We start from the raw sequence: 25,817 nt of genomic DNA on the forward strand, positions 1-25,817 counted from the left end.
ACCCGGCCTCTGCGTTCATCAGAGAGGACACACCATGACCCGCATCTTGTTCGTCGTCAGCTCCGCCGATCATTGGACGTTGCAGGACGGCACCCGCCATCCCACGGGCTTCTGGGCGGAGGAACTCGTCGAGCCGTACACCGTCTTCGACGAAGCCGGCTACGACATCACCGTTGCCACTCCGGGCGGCCGCACGCCCGTCGTCGACCAGGCCAGCCTCGAACCCGACGCCGCAGGCGGTGAGGACCGCGTGGCCGAGTTGAAGTCGTCGCTCGAGAAGCTGCAGCCGGTGCTCACCGGTGCGGCGGTGCTCGAGGACCAGCGGGCCGAGGACTTCGACCTGCTGTTCGTGCCCGGTGGCCACGCCCCGATGGAGGATCTGGCCGTCGACGAGCGGTTCGGTGAACTCGTCCGGCACTTCGTCGAGGCCGACAAAGTGGTCGCGATGGTGTGCCACGCCCCGGCTGCCCTGCTTCCCGCCCACGAGTCCGGCGGTCGCTGGTTGTTCGAGGGTTACAGCCTGACGGCGTTCACGAACGTCGAGGAGGTCCAGGCGGGACTGGCCGACAAGGCACCTTGGTTGCTGCAGGACCGCCTGCAGGAGGCCGGGGCCGTCTTCTCGTCCACGGACGCCTGGCAGCCGCACGTGGTGGTCGACCGCGTCCTGTACACGGGCCAGAACCCGGCCTCCTCGCGGCCGCTCGCCGAACGCGTCGTCGCCGAGATCCCCGCGCGCGCTACGTCGTGACCTTGCGGACGAAATCGATCGTCCGCTCGAGCGCGGCACGCGCATCCGGTGTCGACAGATCGAACTGGTACTCGTGTGCCAGTTCCGGTGTGTGGTCGTCCGGATAGAACAACGCATCCACCTGCACACCCAGTCCGGTGAGACGCTGCGCGAGCCTCTCGGACTGGGTGGCGGTGAGCGGATCGGCGTTGCCACCGGAGATGTAGGTGGCCGGGAAGTTCTCGGTGACCGAGTTCAATACCGACATCTGGCCCGCCGCATCCGAAGTGGCGAACTCCCGGGCGCCGGTGTAGGCCCACATCGCCTGCTCCACGCCCCATCCGGTCAGCCCGCCGCTCCCACCGATCGCGGACACGTCGTAGATGCCGCAGTTGAGCACGACACCGCGAACGTTCTCCCGAGTGAACGCCGGGTCGACACCGAGGGTCGCGGCGTAGTCGGGGTCGGTGATCGCCGCGGCGATCTGCGCGGACAGTTGCGCCCCGGCCGAGTCACCGGCGAGCACGATCCGCTCGGTGTCGATGTGCAGTTCGTCGGCGTGCTCGAGCAAGTAGCGCTGTGCATCGACGAGTTGCCGCACCGGGGTCGGATAGCGGTGGCCCGGTGCGAGCGAGTAGCCGACCGACACCACGGTGAATCCGGCGGCCGCGAGACGCCTGTAGTAGCCCGCGTAGTTGGTGCGGTTACCCGACAACCACGCGCCACCGTGCGTCCACACGATCGTCGGCAGCGCCTCGGTGGTCCCCGGCGGTGTGTACACGTCGAGATAGGCGTCCGGGTCGTCCTCCCCATAGTGGAGGTCGGCGACGAAGTCCGTCTCCGGAGCGTGCACCGCGAGCTTCGCGGTCTGCTCCCGCGCGTCGCGTTCGAACACCTTCCGCACCACCAGTGATCCCGGCACGGGGGTGAGGACGAACGCCGCCGCCACGACGACGAGCACCACGACGAAGACGATCAGGATCCATCGACCGACGCGCCGACGCGGCGCTCTGTCCGTACTGCCCTCCGACACCTGTCACTCCTACCCGGGTCACGACGCGCCCGGGCGGATCCGGACCGAACGATCATGTCAAACAGTGCGGCGGGATGCGGGTTCTCGGGCGGGGCGTCCGCGCCGCGAGACGACCGTCAGGGTTGTTCGCTCAGCGCCTGCAATCGGGTCTCCTCGAGGTCGAGGCGGCGCTGGGCCGCATCGAGCGTCTGCGAACTGTAGGTACCGCGCGCCCGGCCCTCGAGCAGTGCCCCGCGTTCGGCCGCGATGGTGAGCAGCCGCAGTGGTCACGACGACGAGAAGGACCGCGAGTCCGCTGATGGCCTTGATGTTCCGGCGGAAGTCCTGGGCCGGCATGCTCAGCGCGGCCGAGTACAGCCGCGATGCTCACGGTGCCGGCGATGCCGACCACTGCCATGAGGGCCAGTTCCATTCGGATCATTGTGCTCGCTCATGACCCTTCGGCCGCGGAGCGGTGCACGTGGTGTTCGTCGTACGTAGACGGATATCGCGAGCTTTCTCGTTGAATGAGAAGAATCGATCCTACGAGCCGTCATCGCTCCCACACTCGTGGAACACATCGGTGTCCCACGCGCGCGGGACGGCGACGACCACGCTGAGGAGAACCCTATGGCCTTGCTCGACGAAGCCCTGTGGACGGGAAAGATCCATCTCGACGGCTGGCGCCCCGGCAACGGCGGCACCACGAAGGTCACCAACCCCGCGACCGGGGAACAAATCGCCGAGATCGGCCTGGCCGACCCCGATGACGTCTACGCCGCCGCCCGCGCCGCCGCCGCCGCGCAGAAGTCCTGGGCCGCCACGGCGCCGTCCGAGCGTGCGGAGATCCTTCGTCGCGCCGGCGAGAAGTTCCGTGAGCACGCCGACGAACTCATCGGCTGGGGACTCCGCGAGGCCGGGTCCATTCCGGACAAGGCCGCCATGGAGGTGTTCGGTTCCGCCACCGAGTGCTTCGAGGCGTCGGCGCTGCCCACCCATCCGCACGGTGAGTACCTGCCCTCGGACAACGGTCACTGGTCCATCGCGCGCCGCCTGCCCGCCGGCGTCGTCTCGGTGATCGCGCCGTTCAACTTCCCGTTGCTGCTCGCGATGCGCTCGGTTGCCCCGGCTCTCGCCCTCGGCAATGCGGTGCTGCTCAAGCCGGATCCGCGGACCACCGTCATCGGTGGTGTCGCCGTGGCCCGGATCTTCGAGGAGGCCGGACTACCCGCCGGTGTGCTGCAGGTGCTACCCGGTGGGGGTGACGTCGGCGCCGCGACCGTCGATGCTCCCGAGGTGCGGGTGGTCTCGTTCACCGGATCCACCGCCGCCGGACGCCACGTCGGCAAGGCCGGCGCGGAACATCTCAAGCGCACCCACCTCGAACTCGGCGGCAACAACGCGATGATCGTGCTCCCCGGCGCCGACGTCGATCTCGCTGCCGGTGTCGGAGCGATGGGATCGTTCTTCCACCAGGGCCAGATCTGCATGACCACCGGCCGGCACCTGGTGCACGAGTCCGTCTACGACGACTACGTGCGCGCCCTCGCCGCGAAGGCGGATGCGCTCGTCGTCGGCGATCCCGCAGGCGGCCCGGTTCACCTGGGCCCGATCATCGACGAGCGTCAGCTGGCGAACATCGACACGATCGTGCAGGACACCGTCGCCGCGGGCGGCACTCTCGCTGCCGGAGGCACGCACGAGGGGTTGTTCTACCGGCCCACCGTCCTGACCGATCTGACCACCGAGATGCCCGCCTGGGGCCAGGAGATCTTCGGTCCCGTCGCGCCGGTGCTGAAGTTCTCCGACTCGGACGAGGCCGTCGAACTGGCCAATGCGTCCGAGTACGGCCTGTCGGTGAGCATCGTCGGCGACGTGGGACAAGCGATGAAGATCGCCGACCGGATCCACTCGGGCAAGATCCACATCAACGAGATGACCGTCGCCGACGAGGCCAACGCTCCCTTCGGCGGGGTCGGGGCATCCGGTACCGGTTCCCGTTTCGGCGGTCCGGCCGCGAACATCGAGGCGTTCACCGAGACCCAGTGGGTCACGGTGCGTCCCGACATCGCGCCCTACCCGTTCTGACGCAGATCGCGAATCGGCCGGGCGAGCGTGTGCTCGCCCGGCCGTTCTCGTATGCCCGACAGGACTATTCGGCGAAGGTGAGTCCGCGGGCGGCTCGTTCCTCCACCGCCGCGGCCGTCTCCTCCGCGATCAGGTCGGCGTTCACGGCCGCCCCTGTCATCACGCCGGCGCCTGCAGCGACCACGACCACCGCGGAGAGATCGGCGGAGTTGCCCGCCGCCCACACGCCGGGCAGAGCGGTCTTCCCCGTCGGATCGGTCTCGATGAGGGTCCCCACGGGATGGTCGGTGACCGTTCCGCCGAGCTGCTCGTACAGGTCGGCGCGGGCGACGAAACGCGGTGCCACCACCACGGCGTCGACCTCGACCTCGGTGCCGTCCTCGAGCACCACGGCACGGACCTCCTCGCCGTCCGCTCGCAGTTCCGCGACGGTGCCGTCGACGATCCGCACGTCGCGCGCCTCGAGCTGGTCGCGGGCCTCGCTCTCCAGGGCGGGCGCCGAGTGGGTGAAGAAGGCGACGTCGTCGCTGAGCTGACGGAACAACAGGGTCTGGTGCACGCTCATCGGCCCCGACGAGATCACGCCGACGCGCCGGTCCCGAACCTCCCAGCCGTGACAGTACGGGCAGTGCAGGACACTCTTCCCCCACAGTTCGCGGACTCCGGGCAGGTCGAGCAGCTCGTCGACCAGTCCCGTCGCGAGGATCAGTCGACGTGCCTGCACGGTGGTGCCGCCGGAGAGACCGATCTCGAATCCCGTGTCGCTGCGACGAGCGGATTCTGCTCGTGCGGACAGGATTTCGGCGCCGTATCCGGCGGCCTCCTTCCGTCCGAGAGCCAGCAGTTCGGTCGGCGCGATGCCTTCGTGTCCGATCACGTTGTGCGCGGCCGCGGCAGGGGCGTTGCGCGGTTCTCCGGCATCGACGACAAGCACCGAGCGGCGTGAGCGTGCCAGCGCTGTGGCGGCACTCAGTCCGGCCGAGCCGCCGCCGATCACGACGACGTCGTAACCGTCCTGTGTGGGGTTCTCCTGGGTGTTCATCGGTTCTCCTCCTTGATTGCCCGTGCGATCCACACGGTTCGGGATCCACGCACCACCAGATCTGCCCGGTGCAGCACCGAATCGGGGCCGTCGCCGACGAGCCGATCGAGCGTGTCGAGATCCTCGTCGGACACGGCGTTGTCGAGGCCGGTCCGCATCCAGCTCAGCACCGCGTGGGCGTATCGGCGTGAGGTGTCGTCGACGTCGGCACCGAGTTCGTCGCGGCGCATCTCGACCATATCGAATCCGGCGCGACGCAGGTTGTCGCTCCAGTCGGGCCATCTGTTCCACCCTCGGGACGCCGCGGCCTCGTGACATCTCGCTTCGAGTCCCGGCGTACCGATACCGATGTCGTCGGGCAGGAATCGTGGTTGCGACTCCATCTCGGTAACGACCACCGTCCCCCCGGGTGCCATCGCCTCGGCGAGTTGCCGGAGCGTCGCATCCGGATCCTCGATGTGGTGCAGGGACAGGGCCGCCCAGGCGAGGTCGATCGCACCGACGGTCGGCAGTCCTGCATCGAGGTCCGCCTCGACGGTCCGGATCCGATCACCGAACCCGTTGTGCTCGGCGGTCTTCCGGAGTCGATCGAGCATCCCGGCGGACCGGTCGAGGGCGACGAGCTGCGCGTGGGGGAACCGGCGCGCCAGGGCGAGGGTGCCCGTTCCTGTGCCGGCGCCGATGTCGACGACGCTGCGCGGTTCGCGCTCGAGCTGTCCGGCGACCCGGTCGAGCAACGACTCGAAATAGGGCCGGTTCATCGCGGCGTCGAGGTCGAGCACCTCGGCCATCGACTCGTCGTGCGCGTGGTCGTGCGGTGCGTGGTGGGCGTGGTGGTGCATGACTTCACGTTAGGTCGCGTCATCCAGTTTCGGCATACACTCTTGCCTATGGAGCAAGAATCGTCCGATCTGGACCAACTCATCCGTCAGCGCATCCGCAGCCTGCGGCTCGCGCGGGGGTGGACCCTCGACGCTCTCGCAGGCCGGTGCCACATCAGCCCGTCGAACCTGAGCCGCATCGAGACGGGCCGGCGCAGGATCGCACTCGACCAGCTCGTTCCCATCGCGCGGGCACTCGACACCACGATCGACCAGCTCGTCGAATCCGGTGAGGATCAGGACGTGGTGATCAGGCCCCAGCCGTGCGACACCCCGGGGTACACGACCTGGCTGTTGTCGCGGGAACGATCACTGGGCGGCGTCACCATCGCCAAGATGCGGATCACGCGGCAGGAGCCGATGCCGGCGGACACGCTCCCCGTGCACCCGGGGCACGAATGGTTCACCGTCCTGACGGGCACCGCCCGGCTCCAGCTCGGCGAGCGGACGATCCTCATCCAGGAGGGCAACGCCGCCGAGTTCTCGACGATGACGCCACACGCGATCAGCGCGCACGACGGACCGGCGGAGATCCTCACGATCCTCGATCAGAACGGGGAGCGTGCGCACCTGCGCAACCCCGGATCGCACTGAAGCAGCCGGGTTCGCCGATCAGGCGTACAGGCGGTCGACGAACGCCCGGAGATTCTCGCGGACGCGTTCGGCCTTCTCCTCCGGCTCGAGATCCTCGCGGTACCGGCTTCCCAGAGCGGGCTTCTTCTTGCCGCGCGCGTACAGCGAACACTGCAGGTCGATGCACATGTACGTCCCGACAGCGTTGCCCGCTCGCCCCGCATCGCCGACCTTGTTGGCCGTCATCAGGGCGATGCCGCCCCGGGTGTGGGTGGTGAGGCAGATCGTGCACATCTGCGTCTTACCGGAGCCCTGCTGCTCGAACCGCATGGCGACACCGACGAGTTCGCCGTCGCGAGGGACGACGATGTAGCCGCGCCCGGGGAACGACGGATCGGTCCAGCCGAGGAAGTCGAGTTCGTCCCACGGCCGGTCGTCTAGATCGCGCGGCACCGGAAGTCGCTTCGCATCACCCTTGGAGCAGTTGACGAAGGATGTTCGAATGTCCCGTTCGGTGAGCGGGTCCATGGCCGGGGCCACCTTTCGTTCGCATATGTACCGACCCGAGGACGGTACGCGCCGCGCTCACACCCGACAAACGATTTTCGCGGCCCTCACGCCGACGAACGCGGCGCTCCGATACCCGGATCGATCGTCACCGGGCCGGATGCGGTGGGCGCGACCGGGAAGTCGAAGATCGCCGTCGGAAGATATACCGTGGCACACGAATTCGGAATGTCCACGACACCCGACAAACGTCCCTCGATGGGTGCAGCCCCGAGCAGGAGATACGCCTGCTCGGGGCTGTAGCCGAATTTCGTCAGATAGTCGATGGCGTGCAGACACGCCCGCTGGTACGCCAATTGCGAATCCAGATACCGCTGTTCGCCGTCGAGCGTCACGGACGTGCCGGAGAATGCGAGCCACTCGGAGTACTGCGGGTCGGTGTTGCCCGGCATGAAGATGGCGTTCTCGCTCACCCCGTAGGTCTCCATACCACCGGGGATCAGGTCGACGCGCAGGTCGATGAACCCGCCCATCTCGATGGCGCCGCAGAAGGTGATCTCGCCATCACCCTGGGAGAAGTGCAGGTCGCCGACCGACAGATTCGCCCCGTCGACGAACACCGGATAGAAGATCCGGCTTCCCTTCGTGAGGTTCTTGATGTCCTGGTTGCCGCCGTTCTCCCGCGGCGGAGCGGTGCGCGCCGCCTCCGCCGCGACCCGGTCGAAATCGGCGCCCGACAGGCTGCCGAGGATGGCTCCGTTCGGTTCGGGCGGCAGCGCCAGCGCCGGTTCGCGGTCGGGATCCGTCGCGATCAGCGCTGCTTCCCGGGTGTTCCACGTCGACAGCAGTTCGTGCGACGGCGCCGTCCCCATCAGGCCGGGATGCACGATGCCGGTGAACGACACGTGGGGCACGTGGCGGCTCGTCGCCTTCTGCCCGGAGAAGTCCCAGATCGCCTTGTAGGCGTCGGGGAACTGGTCGGTGAGGAATCCCCCGCCGTTCGTCTTCGCGAAGATGCCCGTGTAGCCCCAGCCCTGCCCGGCGAGCGGACCCGAGTCCTCCTGCGGGATCGGGCCGAGGTCGAGGATGTCGACGATGAGCAGGTCGCCGGGCTTGGCTCCTTCCACCGCGAACGGTCCCGACAACGCGTGCACGATGTGCAGCGGGGCATTGCGGATGTCGTCGGCGGAGTCGTCGTTGTGGATCTCACCGTCGAACCATTCGCGGCAGTGCACGCGGAAGGAATCCCCCGGTTTCAGCGTCGCGACGGGCGGGATGTCCGGGTGCCAGCGGTTGTGGCCGATCTTCTCCTGATCGGTGAACCGGCGGGTAGAATCGAGGGGGAACACGACGTCGGGCACGGGACCTCCTGGAGCGGTGTCTGATTACGGGCGGTGTCGGATCACGGGCGGGGCAACGTTCGATGTCGGGGATCGGTCGTGACCGGCCGCGACGGACGCCTCGACACGCCTGGGAGGGAACCCGAGACGACGTCGGGCTCGGAAGCGGTACGGGCCGTCGCGTCGTGCAGGCGCATCGCTGCCGAACCTCCCCGACCGAGACGCGGTGGGGTGAGAGAACGACGAGACTGTTGCTCGCACCGCGGGCACGGAGCCGATGCGGAGACTTCACTCATGGGAACGGAGACGTCGAAGGGCCCGCAGTCGGCACATCGGAACTCGTACAGCGGCATCTGCATCGCCTCTCGCGCGTCGGTGCACCGACCATAACGGACCGAGCGGAAACCCGCGTGTCTACTTCGAATCTTCCTGCCGTCCGGATCTATTCGGTGACGCGCTCCCGTTTCGTCAGCACCAGCGGTTCACCTTCGGTGATCGCGATCGTGTGTTCGCTGTGCGCGGTACGCGAGCCGTCGGCGGAGCGGATGGTCCAGCCGTCCGGGTCGTAGACGATCTTGTCCGTCCCCGCCGCGAACCACGGTTCGAGGGCGAGCGTCAAGCCGGGACGCAGCACGAGCCCACGCCCCTTACGCCCGGCGTTCGCCACGTGCGGATCCTCGTGCATGGTGCGGCCGAGACCGTGACCACCGAATTCGGTGTTGACGGGATAGCCGTACTCGGCGGCGACGGCGCCGATCGCCGCGGAGATGTCGCCCAGGCGGTTGCCGGGGAGCGCGACGGCGATACCCGCGGCCAGCGCCACCTCGGTCGCCTCGACGAGATGCCGGTCCTCGGGACGCTCCGCGCCGACGATGATGCTGCGCGCCGAATCGGCGACCCAGCCGTCGATCGAGACCGCGATGTCCATGCTGAGCAGGTCGCCGTCCCGGAGCACGTAGTCGTGCGGGAGTCCGTGCAGCACTGCGTCGTTGACGGACAGGCATATGACGTTGCGGAACGGTCCGCTCCCGAACGACGGCGCGTAATCCCAGTAGCACGAGACCGCGCCACGTTCCTCGATCATGTCCCGTGCGCGCTGTTCGAGGTCGAGCAGGTTCACGCCGGGACGGGCGCGGCCCGTCAGGTCGTCGAGCAACTCGGCGATGAACGTACCGGTCACATCCATTGCCGCGATCTCACCGGGGGTCTTCAGTTCCAACACGTGGGCACTCCTCAGGATCACGAGACGGTATTTAAATACCACCCTATCGCGACGATCGGTATTTTCATACCGACGCGGTTAGACTGCGGGTCATGGTGCGACTCCCCCTGACCCCGGAACAGCTGGCCGCCGGCAAACGCCTGGGTGGACGGCTGCGCGATGCCCGAGGCAGCAGGACGCTCACCGAGGTGGCTCAGGCCGCCGACATCTCGCCGGAGACCCTTCGGAAGATCGAGACCGGACGACTGGCGACGCCGGCCTTCGCGACGATCGCCGCCCTCGCACGGGTGCTGCCCGTCTCCCTCGACGATCTGGCCGAACTGACCCTTCCCTGTGACGACCTGCAGCAAACCGGGTGATCCCACCCCGCATGACGTAACAGCAGCAGACATCGGCAGCGATATCAGGAGGCGTAACACCGCGACAGCGAAGGGACCCGAATGTCGATGCAGCCTCCGCCGGACGGATACGGCTACGGCTACGGCGCTCCCCCGCCACCCTGGCCCACCCCGACCCCGCCGCGACGACCGAAGTGGCCGTGGCTCGTGGGCGGTGCCCTGCTCGTCGCCGTCGTCGCCGCAGTCGCCGCCCTGGTCGTCGTCCTGACCCGCTCGTCCGATCCGGGATCGGAGAGCGCCGTCGCCGCGAGCCCGTCCCCGTCGACCGTGACGGTCACCGTGTCGCCATCCGCAGCCCCGCAGACCGAGGCGGATCCGCCCACCCCGCGAGCGCAGACGAGCCGGCCTGCCACCCCGAGCGGCTTCCCGACCAACGGCACCCTGAAGGTCGGAGTCGACATCACCCCCGGCGAATACGCGCTACGCCCGACGGATTCGCTCGGCGGCTACTGGGAACGGCTGTCGTGCCTCACGGGCGACTTCGAGTGCATCACGGCCAACAGCATCGTGCAGGGCAACAGCTACGTCACCGTGCTGCCGGGCGACCTGGCCCTGCGGATCGAGGATCTCGAACTCACAGCAACCGGCAATCCCGCGCCCGCGACCGGACCCGCACGTCCACTACCGCCCGTGTCGGCCTCCGAGGACACCGACCCCCAGGGTTTCGTCGGCATCCCCGAGGCGCGGTGCAACCACACGAATCCCGCCGTCGCCATCGGCCAGACGGCCGACTCGCTCGTCGTGGTGTGCGAGACCGGGGCCGGCCGGTACTACTACAAGGGCGTTCGTACGAACGACGGTGCGGCGATCGAGATCGACGACCCCGTGCCCTCGGGAGACGGTTTCACCGCCACGAACGCCGGTGTGCAGTACAGCATCTCGTCGCGTGCTCTCGTCATCTCCGAGGGGTCGACGGTGCTCGCCGAGGAGCCGATGCTGCAGTACTGGTCGCAGTGATCGGCGGTACCGGTGATCACCGGTACCGCGAGGCCGCCCGCCCCGCGCCGCTCTGCCACACACCGTGCACCCCGCTCGGCCCGATGCCTCGATCAAGAGCGAGCAGCAGGACGGCACATCCGATTCCCGACAGCACCAGGCTCGTGCCGAACAGCGCGGGATAACCGAACACGTCTCCGACCACACCGGCGGTGAAGCCCGCGATGCCCTGCACCACGACGATCGCGCACGCGAGCAGGGTGTAGTCGCTGCCGGCGTGGTCCCTGTCCGCGGCGTCCATCATGAGCGTGAACACCGCGACCGTCGCGGCGCCGCCGAGGACGTGTTCGGCCAGGCTCGCGGAGACGATGAGCCCGAACCCGCCGTAGCCGAGCGACGCGACGACGTACAAGGCGAGGCTCGCCGTCTGGGTCACGCCACCGATCAGCAGGGCTTGCCGACGACCGCGACGGAAGCACAGCCACCCACCGAGGGCGGCACCGCCGAGAGCGCCTGCCGAGGACAGCACACCCTTGACCAGCGCGATCTGCCCGAGGGTGAGTCCCGAGTCGGACATGAACGGACCGACCATCGCCGAGCCCATCGAGTCACCGAACTTGAAGCCGCCGATGAGCAGGATGAACGCGAGCATCCCGGGGCGGCGCAGACGCGTCCACCACGCGACCGTCATGCGGGTCGCGCTTCGCGGTTCCCGATCCGTCGTGGCCGGTCGCTCCGTGCGCGGCAGTCGCCACACCGGGATCGTCGTCAGCACCAGCAGGAATGCCATCGCGAGGAACAGGCTGCGCCAACCGGCGAGGGAGAACACCCACAGCAGCGCTCCTCCGCCGACGATCATGCCGATGCGATACGCGCCGACCTGGATGCCGTTCCCCAGCCCGCGCTGTGTCGGTCCGAGCAGTTGCACGGCCAGACCGTCGGTCGCGACGTCCTGCGTTGCCGAGAGGGCGTTGACCACCGCGATGCCGACGAGCAGCCACCGCAGCGTCGACGACAGGTCGAGGCACGCCAGGATCAACGACACCGCCGACGCCGCGAGCTGGAGCGAGAGCAACCACTGCCGCCGGGTCCCGTAGTGGTCGACGTACGGCGCCCACAGGAACTTCAGCCCCCACGGCGCGAAGAGCACACCCGTCGCGCTGATCGCGATCAGCGAGAAACCGGACTCGCGGAGTACCACCGGAAGCGCTTGGGTGAAGAACCCGTACGGCAGACCCTGCGCGAAGTACAGGGCGGCCAGCAGCGCGAGCGTGCCGGTCGGGATGCCGAGCCGGGCCGGTGCAGTCATGCGGACATGGTGGCAGAACGGTGTCGCCCGTCCCCGACGAGCATCTGTGAACCGCGCCTCGCTCTCCGATCGCGCCACCGCCGATCACCCGAGGCGCAGCTCACGTTGCAGCCGATGGGAGGATGGTGCCCGTGCCGATGCCCTCACCCTTGCCCGTCAGGAACGGGGTCGGGCCCACGCGACTGCGTGTTCCGACCTCCGGTCCGTGGTCGACGGTCGCCGAGTACGTCGTCGCACGCTTCGACCATCTCGACGCCGACGATCTCTACCGCCGATTCGACGACGGCGAGATCGTGGGCATCGACGGAGAACCGATCGGTCGCAGCACCGAACTCCGAGAGCACCGGTTCGTCTGGTACTACCGCGATCTGCCCGTCGAGGAACCGGTGCCGTTCCACGAGGAGATCCTGTATGCCGACGACGACCTCGTCGTGGTCGACAAACCGCACTTCCTCCCGACCACTCCGGGCGGGCGCTACCTGCGCGAGTCGGCGCTCGTCCGGTTGCGCACCCGCCTCGACAACCCGGATCTGACACCGATCCACCGGCTCGACCGGGCGACCGCCGGGCTGGTGATGTTCTCGGCCCGGCCCGAGACCCGTGGCGCCTACCAGTCGCTGTTCGAGAAGCGCCGGGTCACCAAGGTGTACGAGGCGGTGTCTGCACTGCCGGCGGAATGGGATCCGGCAACGCCGGAGATCGCGGGACGCCCGCTCCCCGTGCTGTACCGCAATCACATCGAGGCGCGGCGCGGTGAGTTGCGCGTCGTCGTCGACGACACCCGCGAACCCAACTCCGAGACCCTGATCGAGGTGCTCGGATCCGGGGTGAGCAGGTCGGGACGGGCCGTCCTGCACACCCTGCTGCGCCCGCGCACGGGTCGGATGCATCAGCTGCGAGTACACCTGGCGGCGCTCGGTATCGGGATCCTCGGCGACCACTGGTATCCCGTCCTGCTGCCCGAGACACCGGACGACCATTCGCTCCCCCTCCAATTGCTCGCGCGGGAACTCGAATTCGTCGACCCCTTGTCGGGGGTCGAGCGTCGCTTCTCCACCCGACGCAGCCTGGCCGAAGCACCGACCTCGCAGGACTGAGTGCGCCCGAGTGGATCCTGATCGATCCTCCGAAAACTCCGACATGCCCGGCTTCACGAAATACGCTGGTAGGCATGACCAAGGTCGTCGACGGTTACCTCCGGTCGCCACTGTCGGGCATCGCACCGTGGATCCTCATGTCCGTCCTGTCGGCCCCGGGACGGTTCGAGGAAGCGGTGTGTTTCGCTCTCGGTCTCGTCCTGCTGACGATGTGGGTGGGCACGCGACGCGGGGTCAAGGTCCACGCCCTCGACGTGTTCGGCGCGGCGTTCTTCGTCGTGCTGGCCGCGGTGGGCCTCATCGCGTCGGACGGGGTCATCGACTGGATGGAGATCTGGGCCGGTGAACTCACCAACATCGCGCTCGCGGTGTTCGTCGTCGCCACCCTGATCGCGCGCAGGCCGTTCACACTCCCCTACGCGAAAGAGGAAACGCCCCAGGAATACTGGACGTCTCCTCTGTTCATGAAGATCAATTACGTGATCTCCGCGGTCTGGGCCGGTGCGTTCACCTTCTCCGCGATCGTCGGGTTCATCGGCGACGCCGTGATGCGCGACCCGGGCAACTTCTGGACCGGCTGGGTGCTCCAGCTCGCGGCGATCTTCTTCGCGGTCTCCTTCACCGAGTTCTACCCGGACTACGCCGGAGCGAAGTTCGCGGCGTCGCAGGGCGAGTCCGAACCCGCCCCGTCGCTCCTGAAGCTGATCGACTGGATACCGACGTTCGTGCTGGTCGCGGGCATCTTCGGGTGGGTCACCGACTCCATACCGGACGCGGTCGGGATCGGCATGATCGTCGTCGGCATCATCGGAAGCGCCGTGATCGGCAGACTCTCGTCGAAGACCGAGAAGGCCTCGAAGACATAGCGGACTCGGGAGCAGCAATTCGGTCGATCGGCGGACGGGGCCGTTCGAGCCGGTGAGAATGGGGCGAACCCGACCGGCACCCGAAGGAGACCCTTGCGGCGCCCTCGAACGGCTGCGGCGATCCGGCAGGCGCTGGCGTGACCTCGGCGCACCCTACGAACGTGCCCGGGTACGAGTGCTGCAGGGTCGATGCTGCGCCGCACTCGGCGACGACGATGAGGCCCGCCTCGAATTCGACTCGGCAGCATCGATATTCCACGGCCTGCACGCGTTGCCGGATCTACGTGAGCTCCGCGTTCCCGAACTCGCCGACGCACCGAACGGACTGACGCCCCGGGAGGTCCAAGTGTTGCGCGCCGTCGCCACCGGCAGGACGAAATCGAGCCATCGCCCACGAGTTCGTCATCAGCGAGAAGACGGTGGCCCGGCACCTGAGCAACATATTCACCAAGCTCGACGTGTCCTCACGAGCAGCGGCGACGGCCTATGCGTACGAGCATCGCCTGCTCTGACTGGTAGAACCGCCCATACGCCGCCACCTTCGATTGCACGCTCCTCCCGACGCGGCCGACGGACCGCGGTAGCTAACGTCGTCGGTGTAGTTCCCTCACTTCGGGGAGTCGTCATGACCGTCCACAGCGCACCCCAACAGATCGACACCGTCGTCATCGGCGCAGGTCAGGCGGGGCCTGTCCGCCGACTACCATCTGGCTCGTCGCGGTCGTCCGTTCCTCATCGTCGACACGAACCGACGCATCGGCGACAACTGGCGCTGCCATTGGAACTGCTGCGCCTGTACAGTCCCGCCGGCTACGACGGACTGCCCGGCATGCCGTTCCCGGGCGACCCCACACCGCTCCCCCACCAAGGACGAGCTCGCTGACTACCTGGAGTCCTACGCTTCCCGATTCGACCTGCCCGTATTCGGTACAGGACGCGCTACACGTCGAAGCGGAGCTCCACCGCGTCGCCGTCGGCCACGACGTAGTCCTCGGCCATCGAGTCGGCCGACGTCAGAGCGCCCGCTCGAGTCCAACCTGGGTGCAGCCGTAGCCGAGCCGCGCGCCGAACGCTCGGGCCTGCTCGTCGGCCGGGTCTATGGCGATCTGTGCGAGCGTGGCACCCCGGTTCCGGCCGTGATCGTGGGCCCACTCGAGCACGGCTGTGCCGATGCCTCGGGAACGTTCGGACGAGGCGACCCGGATTCCTTCGACGAGCAGGCGGGTGGCACCGCCACGGAACAGACCCGGCACGATCGTCAATTGCATTGTGCCGACGATCCGGCCGACCTCGTCGCGTACCACCGCAAGATAGTGCGAAGGGTCGCGAGCGACGGCGTCGTAGGCCTCTTCGTAACGGGCGAGTTCCACACCGTCGCAGGCGCTCTGCTCGTCGCCGGAGAGCAACCCGACGATCGCCGGTACGTCGGGTCGGCCGGCACGTTGCACCCGATAAGTCCTGTCGCCCAAGCGGATCAGCCCACCGACCGATTCACGGGCGCGTGCCTGCAGCCGGGCGACGAGCAGGTCCAGCCAGCCACCGACGTGCCGTCGGGCCTCGACGGTGTCGGGATAGCGGCACCGCAGGTGCAGACCCGACTCGTCGAGGATGAACCACAGCATCACCCCGTCGGTGCGGATGGTCGCGCCGACGTACTGCGCCTCGAGGCCGGTGGCGTCGACCCGGACGGGAAGCCTGCGCAGGTCCAGCCAGGAGATCGCGAACATGCCCGGGGCTTCCGGCATGCAGTCCCACGGGCGCAGGATGTCCTCGAGGGGCCAGGATCCGAGCCGGACCGCCTCCTTGACCGCGTCCGCGGCCGCACGAGGTTCGGGGACGGACGATTCGAGCACCGAGTTGGTGATGAACCAGCCGACGGAGTCGTGCCAGGTGGCGTCGTACCGGCTGTGCACCGGGAACACCGCCCGTAAGGGGGATCCGGCCAGTTCGAGGGTCACCTCGGTCATGGCCGCGACCACCAGCGCGAGAGTGGAGACCCCGTCGTCCTTGGCCTGGGCGGAGAAGGCGGCGCTGTCGTCGACGTCGAGCACGTCGCGCACCTCCACGCGTTCGCGTTGGAGGCTCGCCACTCCGAGGGAGAGCGGGAAGCGCGGCATCACGTCGCCGCTGGCAGCGAGCACCTCGGCCCAGCGCTCGTGGACCTCGGCGGGTGCGGCCGGACGGTCCTGCAGTGCCCGGGTGTGTTCCGCAAAGGCCGGTGTCGGCGGCAGGGACGGTTCCCGTCCCGCGCGCACGGCGGCGAGGGCGGCGAGCAGGTCGCGGGCGATCACCAGCATGGACCACATGTCGACGTGCGAGTGATCGGCGGCGACCACGACGGTCGGTTCCGTGGCGGTCTCGAGCACGCACAACCGGTGCGACGGCCGGTTGTAGGGCGAACATGCGCTGTCGAGGACGTCCCGGAGGGCGTCGTTGACGGCCTGACCGGGGCCGATCGGATGTTCGACCCAGCCGCCCGGGCGGATCTCGGCCTCGTGCAGGCGCGGCTCACCGTCGTCGCCGTGGGTGAACACCGAGCGTAGAGTGCCGTGCCGCGCGATCACGGCCAGCCATGCTGTCGCGAGGTCGTCGGGCGAGACCGGCTCGAACAGACGGAAGGACAGAGCCATCCAGGAGCCGGGACGATCACCCGCGCCGACGTGCCGCCGCTGGTCGAACGACACGGGCAGCGCCCGGCCGAGCCCCGCGACGGTGACGTCGTAGCCGAGCAGTCGGCCGAACGGCAGGCGCAGGTGCGCCACATTTGTCAGCCGCATGCCGGGTATCCTAGGCGCCTTCTCCAGCAACTGCTTTCCGACATCGGGAGACGACGTGCCGACCTTCAGTGTGCCGGGGGCCGAACTCGACGTGGAGCTGAGCGACGAGGGTGGTCACCCGGTCGTCCAGCTCCACGGACTGACCTCGAGCCGCCACCGCGACCGCCTCATGGACCTCGACCTGGGCCGCGGGCTCAGCGGCACCCGACTGCTGCGCTACGACGCGCGGGGGCACGGCCGCTCGACCGGTCGTGCGGTGCGGGAGGACTACCGCTGGCCGGTGCTCGCCGACGACCTGCTGCGGCTGCTCGACCACTACTTCCCCGGCGAGCGGGTACACGGGGTGGGGCCGTCGATGGGCACCGGAACCCTGCTGCACGCGGCGGTGAAGGATCCGGAGCGCTTCAGCAGCCTCACCCTGCTGGTGCCGGCGACCGCCTGGGCCACCCGCGCCGCGAAGGCCGCCGAGTACCGGGCCGCCGCCGATCTCATCGAGCAGCAGGGACTCGCGGCGTTCCTCACGCGCGATCTGACCGCGCCACGACCGCCGGCCACCGTCGACGCGCCGGAGACCGTCCCCGACGTCACCGAGGAACTGCTGCCCTCGCTGTTCCGGGGCGCCGCGCTGAGCGACCTGCCCGATCCGGAGGCCGTGTCCGACATCGACATTCCGGTGACGGTGCTGGCGTGGATCGACGATCCCGCGCACCCGGTGTCCACGGCGGAGTCGCTGGTGGGTCTGCTCCCTCACGCGAAGCTGGAGATCGCGCACACCCCGGCCGATCTCGCACAGTGGCCGAGCATCCTCTGCGAGGACGTCGCCCGGCACGGTTGACTCGCGGTGACGACGTTCGTGCCTACGTGCCCCGACTTGGATTTCGGTGTTCTCGACTGCAGCACGCGCAGTCGAGAACACCGAAGTGTCAGGCGGCTTCCCGGATCACGGTGAAGTGCCGCACGGTTCCGGACAGGCCGGGAAGTTCCTGCCGCGGCGACCAGGTGTTCAGATCCCGGCTGTCGGAGTAGTAGTACTTGCCCTCGTCGTAGGCGTCGAAGAACAGCCGCCAGGTGCCGTCGGGCAGCTGGATCACCGACGGCCCTCGACGAAAGTTCCCCAGTCCCCGGGTTCGACGAACCGGTAGGGGCCCGTCACCGACGGGGCGACGGCGTGCTCGATGACCTTCCGGTGCTCGTTCTTCGTGAAGGCGTGATAGGTCCCGCCGACCTCCACGACCGTGGTGTCGATGCGGTCGGCGCCGATGCCGTCGAGCGGCACGGGAAAGCTCCACCGCTGCAGCGACGGGTCGAGGGCGGTCATCAGATAGGGCACGAAGCCGCCGCCGGTCGACATCGACAGGATCACGTGGACGCGGTCGCCCTCCACGAACCATTCGGGGGCCCAGGCCTTGGTGGTGAACGGCGACAACGACGGTCCGTCACTCGACCCCGCTGACCCCGACGACCCCGGCAGGCTCGCGGAGCCGGTGCCGTCCCCCGTTCCCGGCAGGAAAGCACAACAGAACGGGACGGGCCATTCCCCCACGTGTGTCCACGCGACGCGGTCCGGGCTACGGGCGAAGCCGACACTTGCGCCGTCCGCCGTCGTGTAGGTGACGTAGTAGAAGCCATCGGAATGCCGGAAGATACTCGGGTCGCGCACCAGTCCGGACGGCGGCCGGTAGGCCGAGGCCTGGACGAGGTCGAACCGTGTGCCGTCCACGGACTCGTAGACGTCCATGTCTCGGTCGCTGGTGCTGCTGAACCCGACCATCGTGTACCGCAGGCCGAGCGGTGCGGCGGTACTGCTTCCCGACGTCGCGACCAGCAGGCTCGCGATCACGAACACCACCGTCGATACAACGGAGAGACCGGTTCGGACGGGGCGCATACCGGAGGAGTATTCACGAGGGTGGTCCCGCGCCGTAGGAATTTCGACCGCACAGGTACTGAGGCGATGCCGATACCCCGATCGCGTAGGGATAGGCGGGGCCGGAACCATCGACATCTGATGATGTACGACTGCCGATCCTGCCCCAACCGGCTCGTCGCACCCCACCGATAGACTCCTCGCGGATTGAAAGGTGGGACATGGTCGATCACACGGAAATCGACGCGCGCGAACTCGAGTTTCGACGTCGATGGCACATGGCCCACGTCGAGCACGCACAAGGTGCGCTCGATTTCCGTTCGGGCTGGCGTGCCAGGAATCTGACTTCCCACGCAAACGAGGCCCGTCTGCTGCTCGACACACTGCGGCGAACCCGCAACCTCGGCGCGTTCCAAGCCGAGAACTCACGATGGGTGGGAAGCTTCGAGTCCGGGTACAGCGGTGCGGCCGGGCAGATGATCATCAACCAGATCAACAAGATGTCGCCCGCTCCGGAGACATCCGTCGCTGTGTTGGTCGACGCACTGGCGACCCCAATAGACCTCGACGATGCTGAGCGGAAGATCCGGGTCCTGGCCGACCATCTGGAAGAGATTCGGGTGGGCGCGCACCCGAGCCCGAAGCGCGCACCGTTCGTCGCGTCGTACTACTGGGGTCTCGTCGCCCCGGAGACCTGGCCGGTAGCGTGGCCAAAATCCACAGAGTATGTGGACTTCTGCACGGGAAAGTCTGAATATCCCGATCAAGGTGAGCGCTACGCTGAACTGTATCGCTTCGCGAGGGAGTTGGACGGCGACGTAGTCCGGTTCGAGGAAGTCGCAGCCTGGTGGGCCGATACCAGACCAGCGGTGATCGACGAGGTCCTGTGCGATCGTGCGCTTTTGCGTGAGGGCGCCAAGGAACGTGGCGACGATCCCGAACTGTACCGTGACAACGCCCGGGTTCTGGTCTCCGTTGCGCGCCATATCGGTGCTGCCCTCGAAGGCGATGTCGCGCAGGCCGCGGGTCGCACACTGAAAGCATTCAAGCCAACGCCGATGTGGGACGAGATCTGGCCCCGCGGGGACATGTGGGTCGACTGGCGGGTGCCCGGAACCTACGGTCTTGCCGTTCGTATCTGGCTCAACGGTCACGGACTCGCTGTGGGGCTGCGTCCCTTCCCGCACGCCGAATCAGGAGCCACCGAGGAAGCGGTAGGAATCATCGAGAGTCACCCCCTCCCAGATTACGAGATCATCGCCGGTGGCCGGTCCATCGTCGGTACGGACCGGGGTTTCGTGGGTGGCGGATCGGGCGAGATCGTCTACGCGCGCTGGTTCGACCGCAGCGAGTTGTCGTCGCTGGACCTGCCTGCGGAGATCCTGCGTACCACCGAGCAAGTGGCTCCGCTGATCGCCGAATTGAACGGCGAAGCCACGAGTACCTCTACCCAGGACGACGAATTGGCAACGCTCGTGGCGGAATTCAAAGAGGCGGCGGGATATCCGACTCCCGGTCACGAGCAGGACATCGCCGACCGCCGGGACTTCGCCCGGTTACTCGACGTCGACGAGTTGCAGGTTGCCGATCCCGCGGAACTCCGGCGCATCTGGAATTCCGGCCGCTACGGCAGCACCGGGCCGATGTCGGTGCTCAACACCAGCATCCGCGACGCAGACGAGGCCGAGTACCGCCGGATCATCCAAACCTTCAAGTACCTTTGCTGGGGCGGCGATCCGCCGGCTACCCGCATCGACCGTGTTCTCGACGACGAGGCCCTGCGTGTCCGAGGGCTCGGCGAGTCGGTAATCATGAAGATGCTGGCGATCACACATCCCGAACGTTTCATCACCGTCTATCCGTACACGGGTCCTCGGGGGAAGCTGAAGATGCTCAAGCTGCTTGGACTCGAAACACCACAGCTGTCGTCCCGCGGCGAACTGCAGGTGAATTCCAACGACGCTTTGCGCGCACGCCTGGACAATCACTTTCCCGGTGATCCGCTGGGCGTCGGGTCCTTCCTCTACTGGCTGGCCGAACGCGACGAACAGCCTCAGGACGAGACGGATTCCGATCCTCTCGACGCGCTGGCCGAGGAACTGCTCGTCGAGCGGTCCTTCCTCGACGACATCGTGGCGCTGCTCGAGGACAAAAAGCAGGTCGTCTTCTACGGCCCGCCGGGAACTGGCAAGACCTACTTCGCGCGCAAGCTCGCCGAGGCACTGGTGCCCGACGCGGAGCGGCGCCCGATCGTCCAGTTCCACCCGTCCACCTCGTACGAGGACTTCTTCGAGGGGTACCGTCCCGAGACCGACGCCGACGGGGTGATGACCTATCGCCTCAAGAGGGGTCCTCTCGCCGAGCTTGCGGCGCGGGCGCAGGACGCACCCGGTCGCCAGCACATCATGATCATCGACGAGATCAATCGTGCCAACCTGCCGAAAGTACTGGGTGAACTGCTGTTCCTCTTCGAGTACCGCAACACCCCGGTGCGCACCCTCTACCGCCCCGATGATCCGTTCGAACTACCGAAGGACATCTGGTTCATCGGCACCATGAATACGGCGGACCGCTCCATCGCCCTGATCGACGCGGCACTGCGGCGGCGGTTCCACTTCATTCCGTTCTTCCCGAACCGCGGGCCGTTGAAGGGGGTCCTAGATCGATGGTTGGCATGTGAAGGCGAGCCGGCGTGGGTGGGCGAGCTCGTGGCACAGGTGAACGACGAACTCGAGCGCGAACTCGGTGGACCTCATCTGCAACTCGGCTCGAGCCACTTCATGAAGCACAATCTCGACCGCGACGCCCTTCGCCGTATTTGGGAATACAACGTCGAGCCGTTCATCGAGGACCAGTTCTTCGGCGATCCCGAACGGATCAACAGGTTCCGCTTCGGTCAGGTCTGGAGCCGGTTCAGCTATCTGGCAGCCGAGTCCATCAGCGAAGGTGAGTCCTCCGGAGAAGTAGGGAGCTGACGGACGTGTCGGTCCTCTTCGAACATCAATCGGACGAGAGCCTGAGTCTGACCCGGCGCCAGGCCGAGGAACTCCAACAGACCGGTTACGTCGACGTCCAGCCCCTACCCGGGGATCGTTGGCGGGTGAGTGCGAAGAACTACGTCGGCACGCTCGTCTCGGACGGACTCGAACTGCTGATCAGACCGAAGATCGAGCCGGATAACCTCTTTCTGCTGCTCGAGCCGGGCCTGCCGGCCAACGCATGGCGGAATGAGGCGTTCGAGTACGGTGCGTCGTCGAATCTACTGCCGGCGGTGATCTCGTTCTTCGCAAGAACGGTGGAGGGCACCTTACGGCGCGGGGTGCTTCGCTCATACGAACAGAGAGAGGAGGCACTAGTCGCTCTCCGCGGGCGGCCGAACCTCACCGGGCAGTTCCGGAATCCGGGTGTGCTGACCCCGACTTCCTGTTCGTTCGACGACTTCTCGGAGAACATCGCCGAGAACCGGGCACTTCGCTCCGCCGTGCGGGCAGCGCTGCGTGTTCCACTGATCGACGCGGGCACTCGTCGACGGCTCATGCAACAGTTGATCGCCCTCGAAGGCGTAGACGACATCCACGTCCACCCCGAGTCGATCGACTCAATTCCGTTCACGCGGCTCAACCGGCACTACGCACCGGCGTTGCGGCTGGCTCGTCTCGTGCTCGCGAACCTCACGCTGACCGACGTCCACGGGAAGGTGCAGGCTTCGTCGTTCATGGTCGACATGAACGACCTGTTCCAGCGATTCATCACCGAGCGGCTGCGGCGCATGCTGCGCGGCACGCTCGACGTCATCGGCGAGCCGACCGTACATTTGGGCACCGGCCGCAGCGTGACCATGCTCCCGGACATGGTCTTCCGTACACCCGGCGGACGCCATGTCTACGTCGCGGACATCAAGTACAAGCTCACCGACGATGCGCGCGCCCGCAGTCAGGACTACTACCAGCTTCTCGCGTACACAACAGCAATGGACCTGCCCGAAGGCATGCTGATCTACTGCCGCCGGCAGGACACCACCGCTCTCCGCACGGTGACGGTGCGCAACGCCGACAAGCGGCTCGTCTGCTGCCCGATCGATCTGACAGGGACCCCTGAGGACGTCGAGCGGGAACTCACCGCTCTGGCCGAAAGGATCGCCACCACCGCGTTCGGGGGCGATAGAAACGAACTTCGGTGGTTTCAACCCCGCTGAGCGGGGTTGAAACCACCGAAGTGTCGTGGTGCTAGACGTTGAAGCGGAACTCCACCACGTCGCCGTCGGCCATGACGTAGTCCTTGCCCTCCATGCGGACCTTGCCCTTGGCCTTCGCCTCGGCCATCGAACCGGCCGCGTCGAGGTCGGCGAACGAGACGATCTCGGCCTTGATGAAGCCGCGCTCGAAGTCGGTGTGGATCACGCCGGCCGCCTTGGGGGCGGTGTCACCCTTGCGGATGGTCCAGGCACGCGATTCCTTCGGACCCGCCGTCAGGTAGGTCTGCAGGCCGAGCGTGTGGAAACCGGCGCGCGCGAGCTGCTTCAGACCGGCCTCGGTCTGGCCGATGGATTCGAGCAGCTCCATCGCCTCGTCCTCGTCGAGCTCGAGGAGCTCGGACTCGACCTTGGCATCGAGGAAGACGGCGTCGGCCGGTGCGACGGCCTTGCGCAGCTCCTCCTTGCGCTCCTCGTTGGTGAGGACGGCCTCGTCGGCGTTGAAGACGTACAGGAACGGCTTGGCGGTGAGCAGGTGCAGGTCGCGCAGCAGCTCGCCCTTCACCTCCGCCTGGGCGGAGAAGATGGTGCGACCGTCCTCGAGGATCGCCTGAGCCTTCTTCGTCTCCTCCAGCTGAGCGACGAGTTCCTTGTTCTTCCGGGACTCCTTCTCGAGCCGCGGCAGCGCTCGCTCGATCGTCTCCAGGTCGGCGAGGATCAGCTCGGTCGCGATGACCTCGATGTCGGCCATCGGGTCGACCTTGCCCTCGACGTGGACCACGTCGGGATCGTCGAACACGCGCACGACCTGACAGATGGCGTCCGCCTCACGGATGTTGGCGAGGAACTTGTTGCCCATGCCCTCACCGGCGGAGGCCCCCTTGACGATGCCGGCGATGTCGACGAACGACACCGTGGCCGGGAGGATGCGCTCGGAACCGAAGATCTCGGCGAGCCGGTTCAGTCGCGGATCGGGCAGTTCGACGACGCCGACATTGGGCTCGATGGTGGCGAACGGATAGTTCGCTGCCAGCACATCGTTCTTGGTCAGCGCATTGAACAGCGTCGACTTGCCGACGTTGGGAAGACCGACGATTCCGAGGGTAAGGCTCACGGAATCGGTATTCTACGCGGCCGTCCGCCGCTCATTTCACCCGCACGCCACCCGCACCAGTTGTGCGATGCGCGCTGCCTGGTCCCCGTCGGGCACGGTCGATCCGTTGGCCGCGACTTCCTGAACCTTCGCGTTCACTTCCTGGTCGGATGCACCATCGTCGATGAGAGGGCAGGTCTCGGTGACGATGGACTCGATGTCCTGCGTCTCCCGGTCGGCCGACAGCTGCGGGTAACCGGTGCGGAAGGCCGCGACGAAGACATCGAGCTTCGCCTTGTCGAAGATGTCGCCGGCCCGCTCGGCCGCGCTGGACGCGACGCTCTGCACCGACGAGATGGCGCCCTCTGCCTGCTCCTGAACGCTCGTGACCGCGACATCCGCCGAGGAGCGCACGTCCTCGTCGCTGGGAGTGTCGTCGGAGCTGCACGCGGTGAGCGCGAAGGCGGCGGCGATCGCCACAGTCGCAGCGGACACACGCAGGAGTCGGGTCGTGCTCGTTCGGTTCGTCACGTTTCGAGAATGCCACGGCAGGGGACCCTTCAGCGCCGTTTCCGGCGTGTCGTCCGGACCACGCGCGGCGCTCGGTGACCGTAGATTGGCGACTGTCGATCGGTATCGAGCTCGATACATGTCGGAAGGACCGTCGTTGACCGAATCGAAGACCGCGCCCAGCGGAAACAGCAGTGGGAAGCCGTCGGCTGAACCCGACCGCGGAAGCCTGCTGGGCACGGGCGGAATCTGGCTCGCCAAGTGGTCGGCCTGCCTGGTCGTCATCGCCGCCGGTGCGGTGGTGATCGGCTGGATCATCGAGAAGATGTGGGTGATCGTGCTGCCGGTCGCCCTCGCGATCGTCGTCTCCACGATCCTGTGGCCGCCCACCCGCTTCATGACCAAACGCGGCGTTCCTCCGGCTGCTGCGGCCGGCCTGACCCTCGTGATGTTCTTCGCGATCGTCGGCGGCATCATCGCCGGCATCGTCCCGTCGGTGGTCTCCCAGATGCCCGACCTGGCCAACAAGGCCACCGAAGGCATCAACACCGTGCAGGAATGGGTGAAGGGACCCCCGATCAACCTGCGCGACGAACAACTCGACAACGCCGTCCACGCGGTGGTCGAACGAGTGCAGGGCAGTGCTGCCACCATCGCGGGCGGTGTCTTCTCCGGTGTGAGCACGGCGGGCTCGCTGCTCGTCACACTCGCTCTCGTCCTCGTGCTGACCTTCTTCTTCATCAAGGACGGCCCGCGCTTCGTGCCGTGGCTGCACCGTGTGAGCGGCGGCCGCGCCGGACGTCACCTCGAAGCGGTACTCGGCCGCATGTGGGACACGCTGGGCGGGTTCATCCGCACGCAGGCCCTGGTGAGCTTCATCGACGCCCTCTTCATCGGTATCGGCCTGCTGATCCTCGGAGTCCCGCTCGCACCCGTCCTGGCGATCCTCACCTTCATCGGCGGGTTCATTCCCATCGTCGGTGCGTTCGTCGCGGGTGCGTTGGCAGTCCTCGTGGCGCTGGTCGCCAACGGTTTCACGACCGCGATCATCGTGCTGGTCCTCATCATCGCGGTGCAGCAGATCGAGGGGAACGTGCTGCAACCGGTGCTGCAGTCGCGGTCGATGAACCTGCACGCGGCCGTGGTGCTGCTCGCGGTGACGGCCGGCTCGTCGCTGTTCGGGATCGTCGGTGCGTTCCTGGCGGTGCCGGTCGCGGCGGTGGCCGCGGTGGTCATCCGCTACATCGGCGAACAGATCGACGAGCGCGCCAGTGAAGGCGAGGACGACGAGACGAAGGCACTCCCGGCTCCGGGCGACACCTCGGTGCCCGATCCGAAGCCGGCCTCTCCGGCACCGGCCGCCTCCGAGGACTGAGGGGC

General features: G+C 67.3%; 23 protein-coding genes and 2 pseudogenes. 13 read left to right on the forward strand and 12 right to left on the reverse strand.

What is annotated here, in order from left to right; translation table 11 throughout:
* Positions 1-34 precede the first annotated feature (34 nt).
* Complete coding sequence (locus M3330_RS05810) at positions 35-748, forward strand: type 1 glutamine amidotransferase domain-containing protein (protein WP_033097260.1); 714 nt, start codon at positions 35-37, stop codon at positions 746-748.
* Here the strand turns inward: M3330_RS05810 and M3330_RS05815 are convergent.
* Positions 738-1,760 (reverse strand): alpha/beta hydrolase, encoded by a 1,023-nt coding sequence (locus M3330_RS05815; protein WP_254583938.1) that lies wholly within the window; start codon positions 1,758-1,760, stop codon positions 738-740. The genes M3330_RS05810 and M3330_RS05815 overlap by 11 nt on opposite strands.
* A gap of 609 nt (positions 1,761-2,369) precedes the next feature.
* Between M3330_RS05815 and M3330_RS05820 the strand changes: the two genes are divergently transcribed.
* On the forward strand, positions 2,370-3,827 hold the full coding sequence (locus tag M3330_RS05820; RefSeq protein WP_024103299.1) for a benzaldehyde dehydrogenase: 1,458 nt from the start codon (positions 2,370-2,372) through the stop codon (positions 3,825-3,827).
* Positions 3,828-3,891: 64 nt separating this feature from the next.
* Here M3330_RS05820 and M3330_RS05825 read toward each other — a convergent pair whose 3' ends face one another.
* Both M3330_RS05825 and M3330_RS05830 read right to left on the reverse strand, forming a co-directional pair.
* Positions 3,892-4,869, reverse strand: a complete 978-nt coding sequence (locus tag M3330_RS05825) for an NAD(P)/FAD-dependent oxidoreductase (RefSeq protein ID WP_064852931.1) — start codon at positions 4,867-4,869, stop codon at positions 3,892-3,894.
* A complete protein-coding gene (locus M3330_RS05830) occupies positions 4,866-5,711 on the reverse strand; it encodes a trans-aconitate 2-methyltransferase (protein ID WP_064852932.1) in 846 nt (281 codons plus the stop codon). Before M3330_RS05830 ends, M3330_RS05825 begins: the two co-directional genes overlap by 4 nt.
* A 48-nt stretch (positions 5,712-5,759) precedes the next feature.
* On the opposite strand from M3330_RS05830, the gene M3330_RS05835 reads away from it, so the two are divergent.
* Complete coding sequence (locus M3330_RS05835) at positions 5,760-6,344, forward strand: helix-turn-helix domain-containing protein (RefSeq protein ID WP_255027521.1); 585 nt, start codon at positions 5,760-5,762, stop codon at positions 6,342-6,344.
* 18 nt (positions 6,345-6,362) lie between these two features.
* Here M3330_RS05835 and M3330_RS05840 read toward each other — a convergent pair whose 3' ends face one another.
* The 4 genes from M3330_RS05840 to map form a co-directional block, all read right to left on the reverse strand.
* Positions 6,363-6,851: an FBP domain-containing protein gene (locus M3330_RS05840; RefSeq protein WP_016693916.1), complete on the reverse strand. Its 489-nt coding sequence runs from the start codon at positions 6,849-6,851 to the stop codon at positions 6,363-6,365.
* An 86-nt stretch (positions 6,852-6,937) separates the two neighbouring features.
* Positions 6,938-8,191 carry a formamidase gene (gene fmdA / locus M3330_RS05845; protein ID WP_039586368.1) on the reverse strand — a complete coding sequence of 418 codons (1,254 nt, stop codon included), beginning with the start codon at positions 8,189-8,191 and terminating at the stop codon, positions 6,938-6,940.
* Positions 8,192-8,232: 41 nt separating this feature from the next.
* Complete coding sequence (locus tag M3330_RS05850) at positions 8,233-8,529, reverse strand: FmdB family zinc ribbon protein (RefSeq protein ID WP_100167888.1); 297 nt, start codon at positions 8,527-8,529, stop codon at positions 8,233-8,235.
* Between the two features lie 83 nt (positions 8,530-8,612).
* Entirely contained in the window at positions 8,613-9,392 is a 780-nt protein-coding gene (gene map, locus M3330_RS05855) for a type I methionyl aminopeptidase (protein WP_019287982.1), read from the reverse strand.
* A 92-nt stretch (positions 9,393-9,484) separates the two neighbouring features.
* Between map and M3330_RS05860 the strand changes: the two genes are divergently transcribed.
* Positions 9,485-9,751, forward strand: a complete 267-nt coding sequence (locus tag M3330_RS05860) for a helix-turn-helix domain-containing protein (RefSeq protein WP_006550664.1) — start codon at positions 9,485-9,487, stop codon at positions 9,749-9,751.
* Positions 9,752-9,832: 81 nt separating this feature from the next.
* Positions 9,833-10,747, forward strand: a complete 915-nt coding sequence (locus M3330_RS05865; protein ID WP_138842094.1) for a hypothetical protein — start codon at positions 9,833-9,835, stop codon at positions 10,745-10,747.
* Positions 10,748-10,763: 16 nt separating this feature from the next.
* Here M3330_RS05865 and M3330_RS05870 read toward each other — a convergent pair whose 3' ends face one another.
* Positions 10,764-12,035: an MFS transporter gene (locus tag M3330_RS05870; protein WP_255027538.1), complete on the reverse strand. Its 1,272-nt coding sequence runs from the start codon at positions 12,033-12,035 to the stop codon at positions 10,764-10,766.
* A 122-nt stretch (positions 12,036-12,157) separates the two neighbouring features.
* Between M3330_RS05870 and M3330_RS05875 the strand changes: the two genes are divergently transcribed.
* From M3330_RS05875 to M3330_RS05890, 4 genes and pseudogenes are all read left to right on the forward strand, one after another.
* Positions 12,158-13,132: a pseudouridine synthase gene (locus M3330_RS05875; protein ID WP_255027540.1), complete on the forward strand. Its 975-nt coding sequence runs from the start codon at positions 12,158-12,160 to the stop codon at positions 13,130-13,132.
* A 74-nt stretch (positions 13,133-13,206) separates the two neighbouring features.
* Entirely contained in the window at positions 13,207-13,998 is a 792-nt protein-coding gene (locus M3330_RS05880) for a hypothetical protein (RefSeq protein ID WP_255027541.1), read from the forward strand.
* Between the two features lie 419 nt (positions 13,999-14,417).
* Entirely contained in the window at positions 14,418-14,510 is a 93-nt protein-coding gene (locus tag M3330_RS05885) for a hypothetical protein (protein ID WP_255027543.1), read from the forward strand.
* A 113-nt stretch (positions 14,511-14,623) separates the two neighbouring features.
* Positions 14,624-14,921 (forward strand): annotated as a pseudogene (locus tag M3330_RS05890) (NAD(P)-binding protein); the annotation flags it as partial.
* A gap of 90 nt (positions 14,922-15,011) precedes the next feature.
* Here M3330_RS05890 and M3330_RS05895 read toward each other — a convergent pair.
* Entirely contained in the window at positions 15,012-16,775 is a 1,764-nt protein-coding gene (locus M3330_RS05895; protein WP_255027545.1) for a GNAT family N-acetyltransferase, read from the reverse strand.
* A gap of 55 nt (positions 16,776-16,830) precedes the next feature.
* Here M3330_RS05895 and M3330_RS05900 point away from each other — a divergent pair, with 55 nt between their 5' ends.
* The gene (locus M3330_RS05900; RefSeq protein ID WP_006550675.1) at positions 16,831-17,610 is read left to right on the forward strand and encodes an alpha/beta fold hydrolase; all 780 of its coding nucleotides are present in this window, start codon (positions 16,831-16,833) and stop codon (positions 17,608-17,610) included.
* Between the two features lie 88 nt (positions 17,611-17,698).
* Here the strand turns inward: M3330_RS05900 and M3330_RS05905 are convergent.
* Positions 17,699-18,663: pseudogene (locus M3330_RS05905) on the reverse strand (arabinofuranosidase).
* Positions 18,664-18,863: 200 nt separating this feature from the next.
* On the opposite strand from M3330_RS05905, the gene M3330_RS05910 reads away from it, so the two are divergent.
* Complete coding sequence (locus tag M3330_RS05910) at positions 18,864-21,617, forward strand: AAA family ATPase (protein ID WP_255027566.1); 2,754 nt, start codon at positions 18,864-18,866, stop codon at positions 21,615-21,617.
* Positions 21,618-21,622: 5 nt separating this feature from the next.
* The gene (locus M3330_RS05915) at positions 21,623-22,837 is read left to right on the forward strand and encodes an McrC family protein (RefSeq protein WP_006550678.1); all 1,215 of its coding nucleotides are present in this window, start codon (positions 21,623-21,625) and stop codon (positions 22,835-22,837) included.
* A gap of 31 nt (positions 22,838-22,868) precedes the next feature.
* Here M3330_RS05915 and ychF read toward each other — a convergent pair whose 3' ends face one another.
* A complete protein-coding gene (ychF, locus tag M3330_RS05920; protein WP_016693933.1) occupies positions 22,869-23,948 on the reverse strand; it encodes a redox-regulated ATPase YchF in 1,080 nt (359 codons plus the stop codon).
* 36 nt (positions 23,949-23,984) lie between these two features.
* Positions 23,985-24,422 (reverse strand): hypothetical protein, encoded by a 438-nt coding sequence (locus M3330_RS05925; protein WP_083543721.1) that lies wholly within the window; start codon positions 24,420-24,422, stop codon positions 23,985-23,987.
* Positions 24,423-24,594: 172 nt separating this feature from the next.
* Between M3330_RS05925 and M3330_RS05930 the strand changes: the two genes are divergently transcribed.
* The gene (locus tag M3330_RS05930) at positions 24,595-25,812 is read left to right on the forward strand and encodes an AI-2E family transporter (RefSeq protein WP_255027579.1); all 1,218 of its coding nucleotides are present in this window, start codon (positions 24,595-24,597) and stop codon (positions 25,810-25,812) included.
* The last annotated feature ends 5 nt before the right edge of the window (positions 25,813-25,817 follow it).

It is taken from the genome of Rhodococcus sp. GA1, assembly GCF_024321955.1.
Classification (GTDB): domain Bacteria; phylum Actinomycetota; class Actinomycetes; order Mycobacteriales; family Mycobacteriaceae; genus Rhodococcus; species Rhodococcus pyridinivorans.

Excerpts from the sequence above, each read along its gene's own strand:
- M3330_RS05865 (WP_138842094.1), top strand. The coding sequence starts at position 9,833 with ATGTCGATGCAGCCTCCGCCGGACGGATACGGCTACGGCTACGGCGCT.
- M3330_RS05835 (WP_255027521.1), top strand. The coding sequence starts at position 5,760 with ATGGAGCAAGAATCGTCCGATCTGGACCAACTCATCCGTCAGCGCATC.
- M3330_RS05825 (WP_064852931.1), bottom strand. The coding sequence starts at position 4,869 with ATGAACACCCAGGAGAACCCCACACAGGACGGTTACGACGTCGTCGTG.
- M3330_RS05910 (WP_255027566.1), top strand. The coding sequence starts at position 18,864 with ATGGTCGATCACACGGAAATCGACGCGCGCGAACTCGAGTTTCGACGT.
- M3330_RS05840 (WP_016693916.1), bottom strand. The coding sequence starts at position 6,851 with ATGGACCCGCTCACCGAACGGGACATTCGAACATCCTTCGTCAACTGC.
- M3330_RS05820 (WP_024103299.1), top strand. The coding sequence starts at position 2,370 with ATGGCCTTGCTCGACGAAGCCCTGTGGACGGGAAAGATCCATCTCGAC.
- M3330_RS05870 (WP_255027538.1), bottom strand. The coding sequence starts at position 12,035 with ATGACTGCACCGGCCCGGCTCGGCATCCCGACCGGCACGCTCGCGCTG.
- M3330_RS05810 (WP_033097260.1), top strand. The coding sequence starts at position 35 with ATGACCCGCATCTTGTTCGTCGTCAGCTCCGCCGATCATTGGACGTTG.
- M3330_RS05860 (WP_006550664.1), top strand. The coding sequence starts at position 9,485 with ATGGTGCGACTCCCCCTGACCCCGGAACAGCTGGCCGCCGGCAAACGC.
- M3330_RS05875 (WP_255027540.1), top strand. The coding sequence starts at position 12,158 with ATGGTGCCCGTGCCGATGCCCTCACCCTTGCCCGTCAGGAACGGGGTC.
- M3330_RS05880 (WP_255027541.1), top strand. The coding sequence starts at position 13,207 with ATGACCAAGGTCGTCGACGGTTACCTCCGGTCGCCACTGTCGGGCATC.
- M3330_RS05850 (WP_100167888.1), bottom strand. The coding sequence starts at position 8,529 with ATGCAGATGCCGCTGTACGAGTTCCGATGTGCCGACTGCGGGCCCTTC.
- M3330_RS05895 (WP_255027545.1), bottom strand. The coding sequence starts at position 16,775 with ATGCGGCTGACAAATGTGGCGCACCTGCGCCTGCCGTTCGGCCGACTG.
- M3330_RS05830 (WP_064852932.1), bottom strand. The coding sequence starts at position 5,711 with ATGCACCACCACGCCCACCACGCACCGCACGACCACGCGCACGACGAG.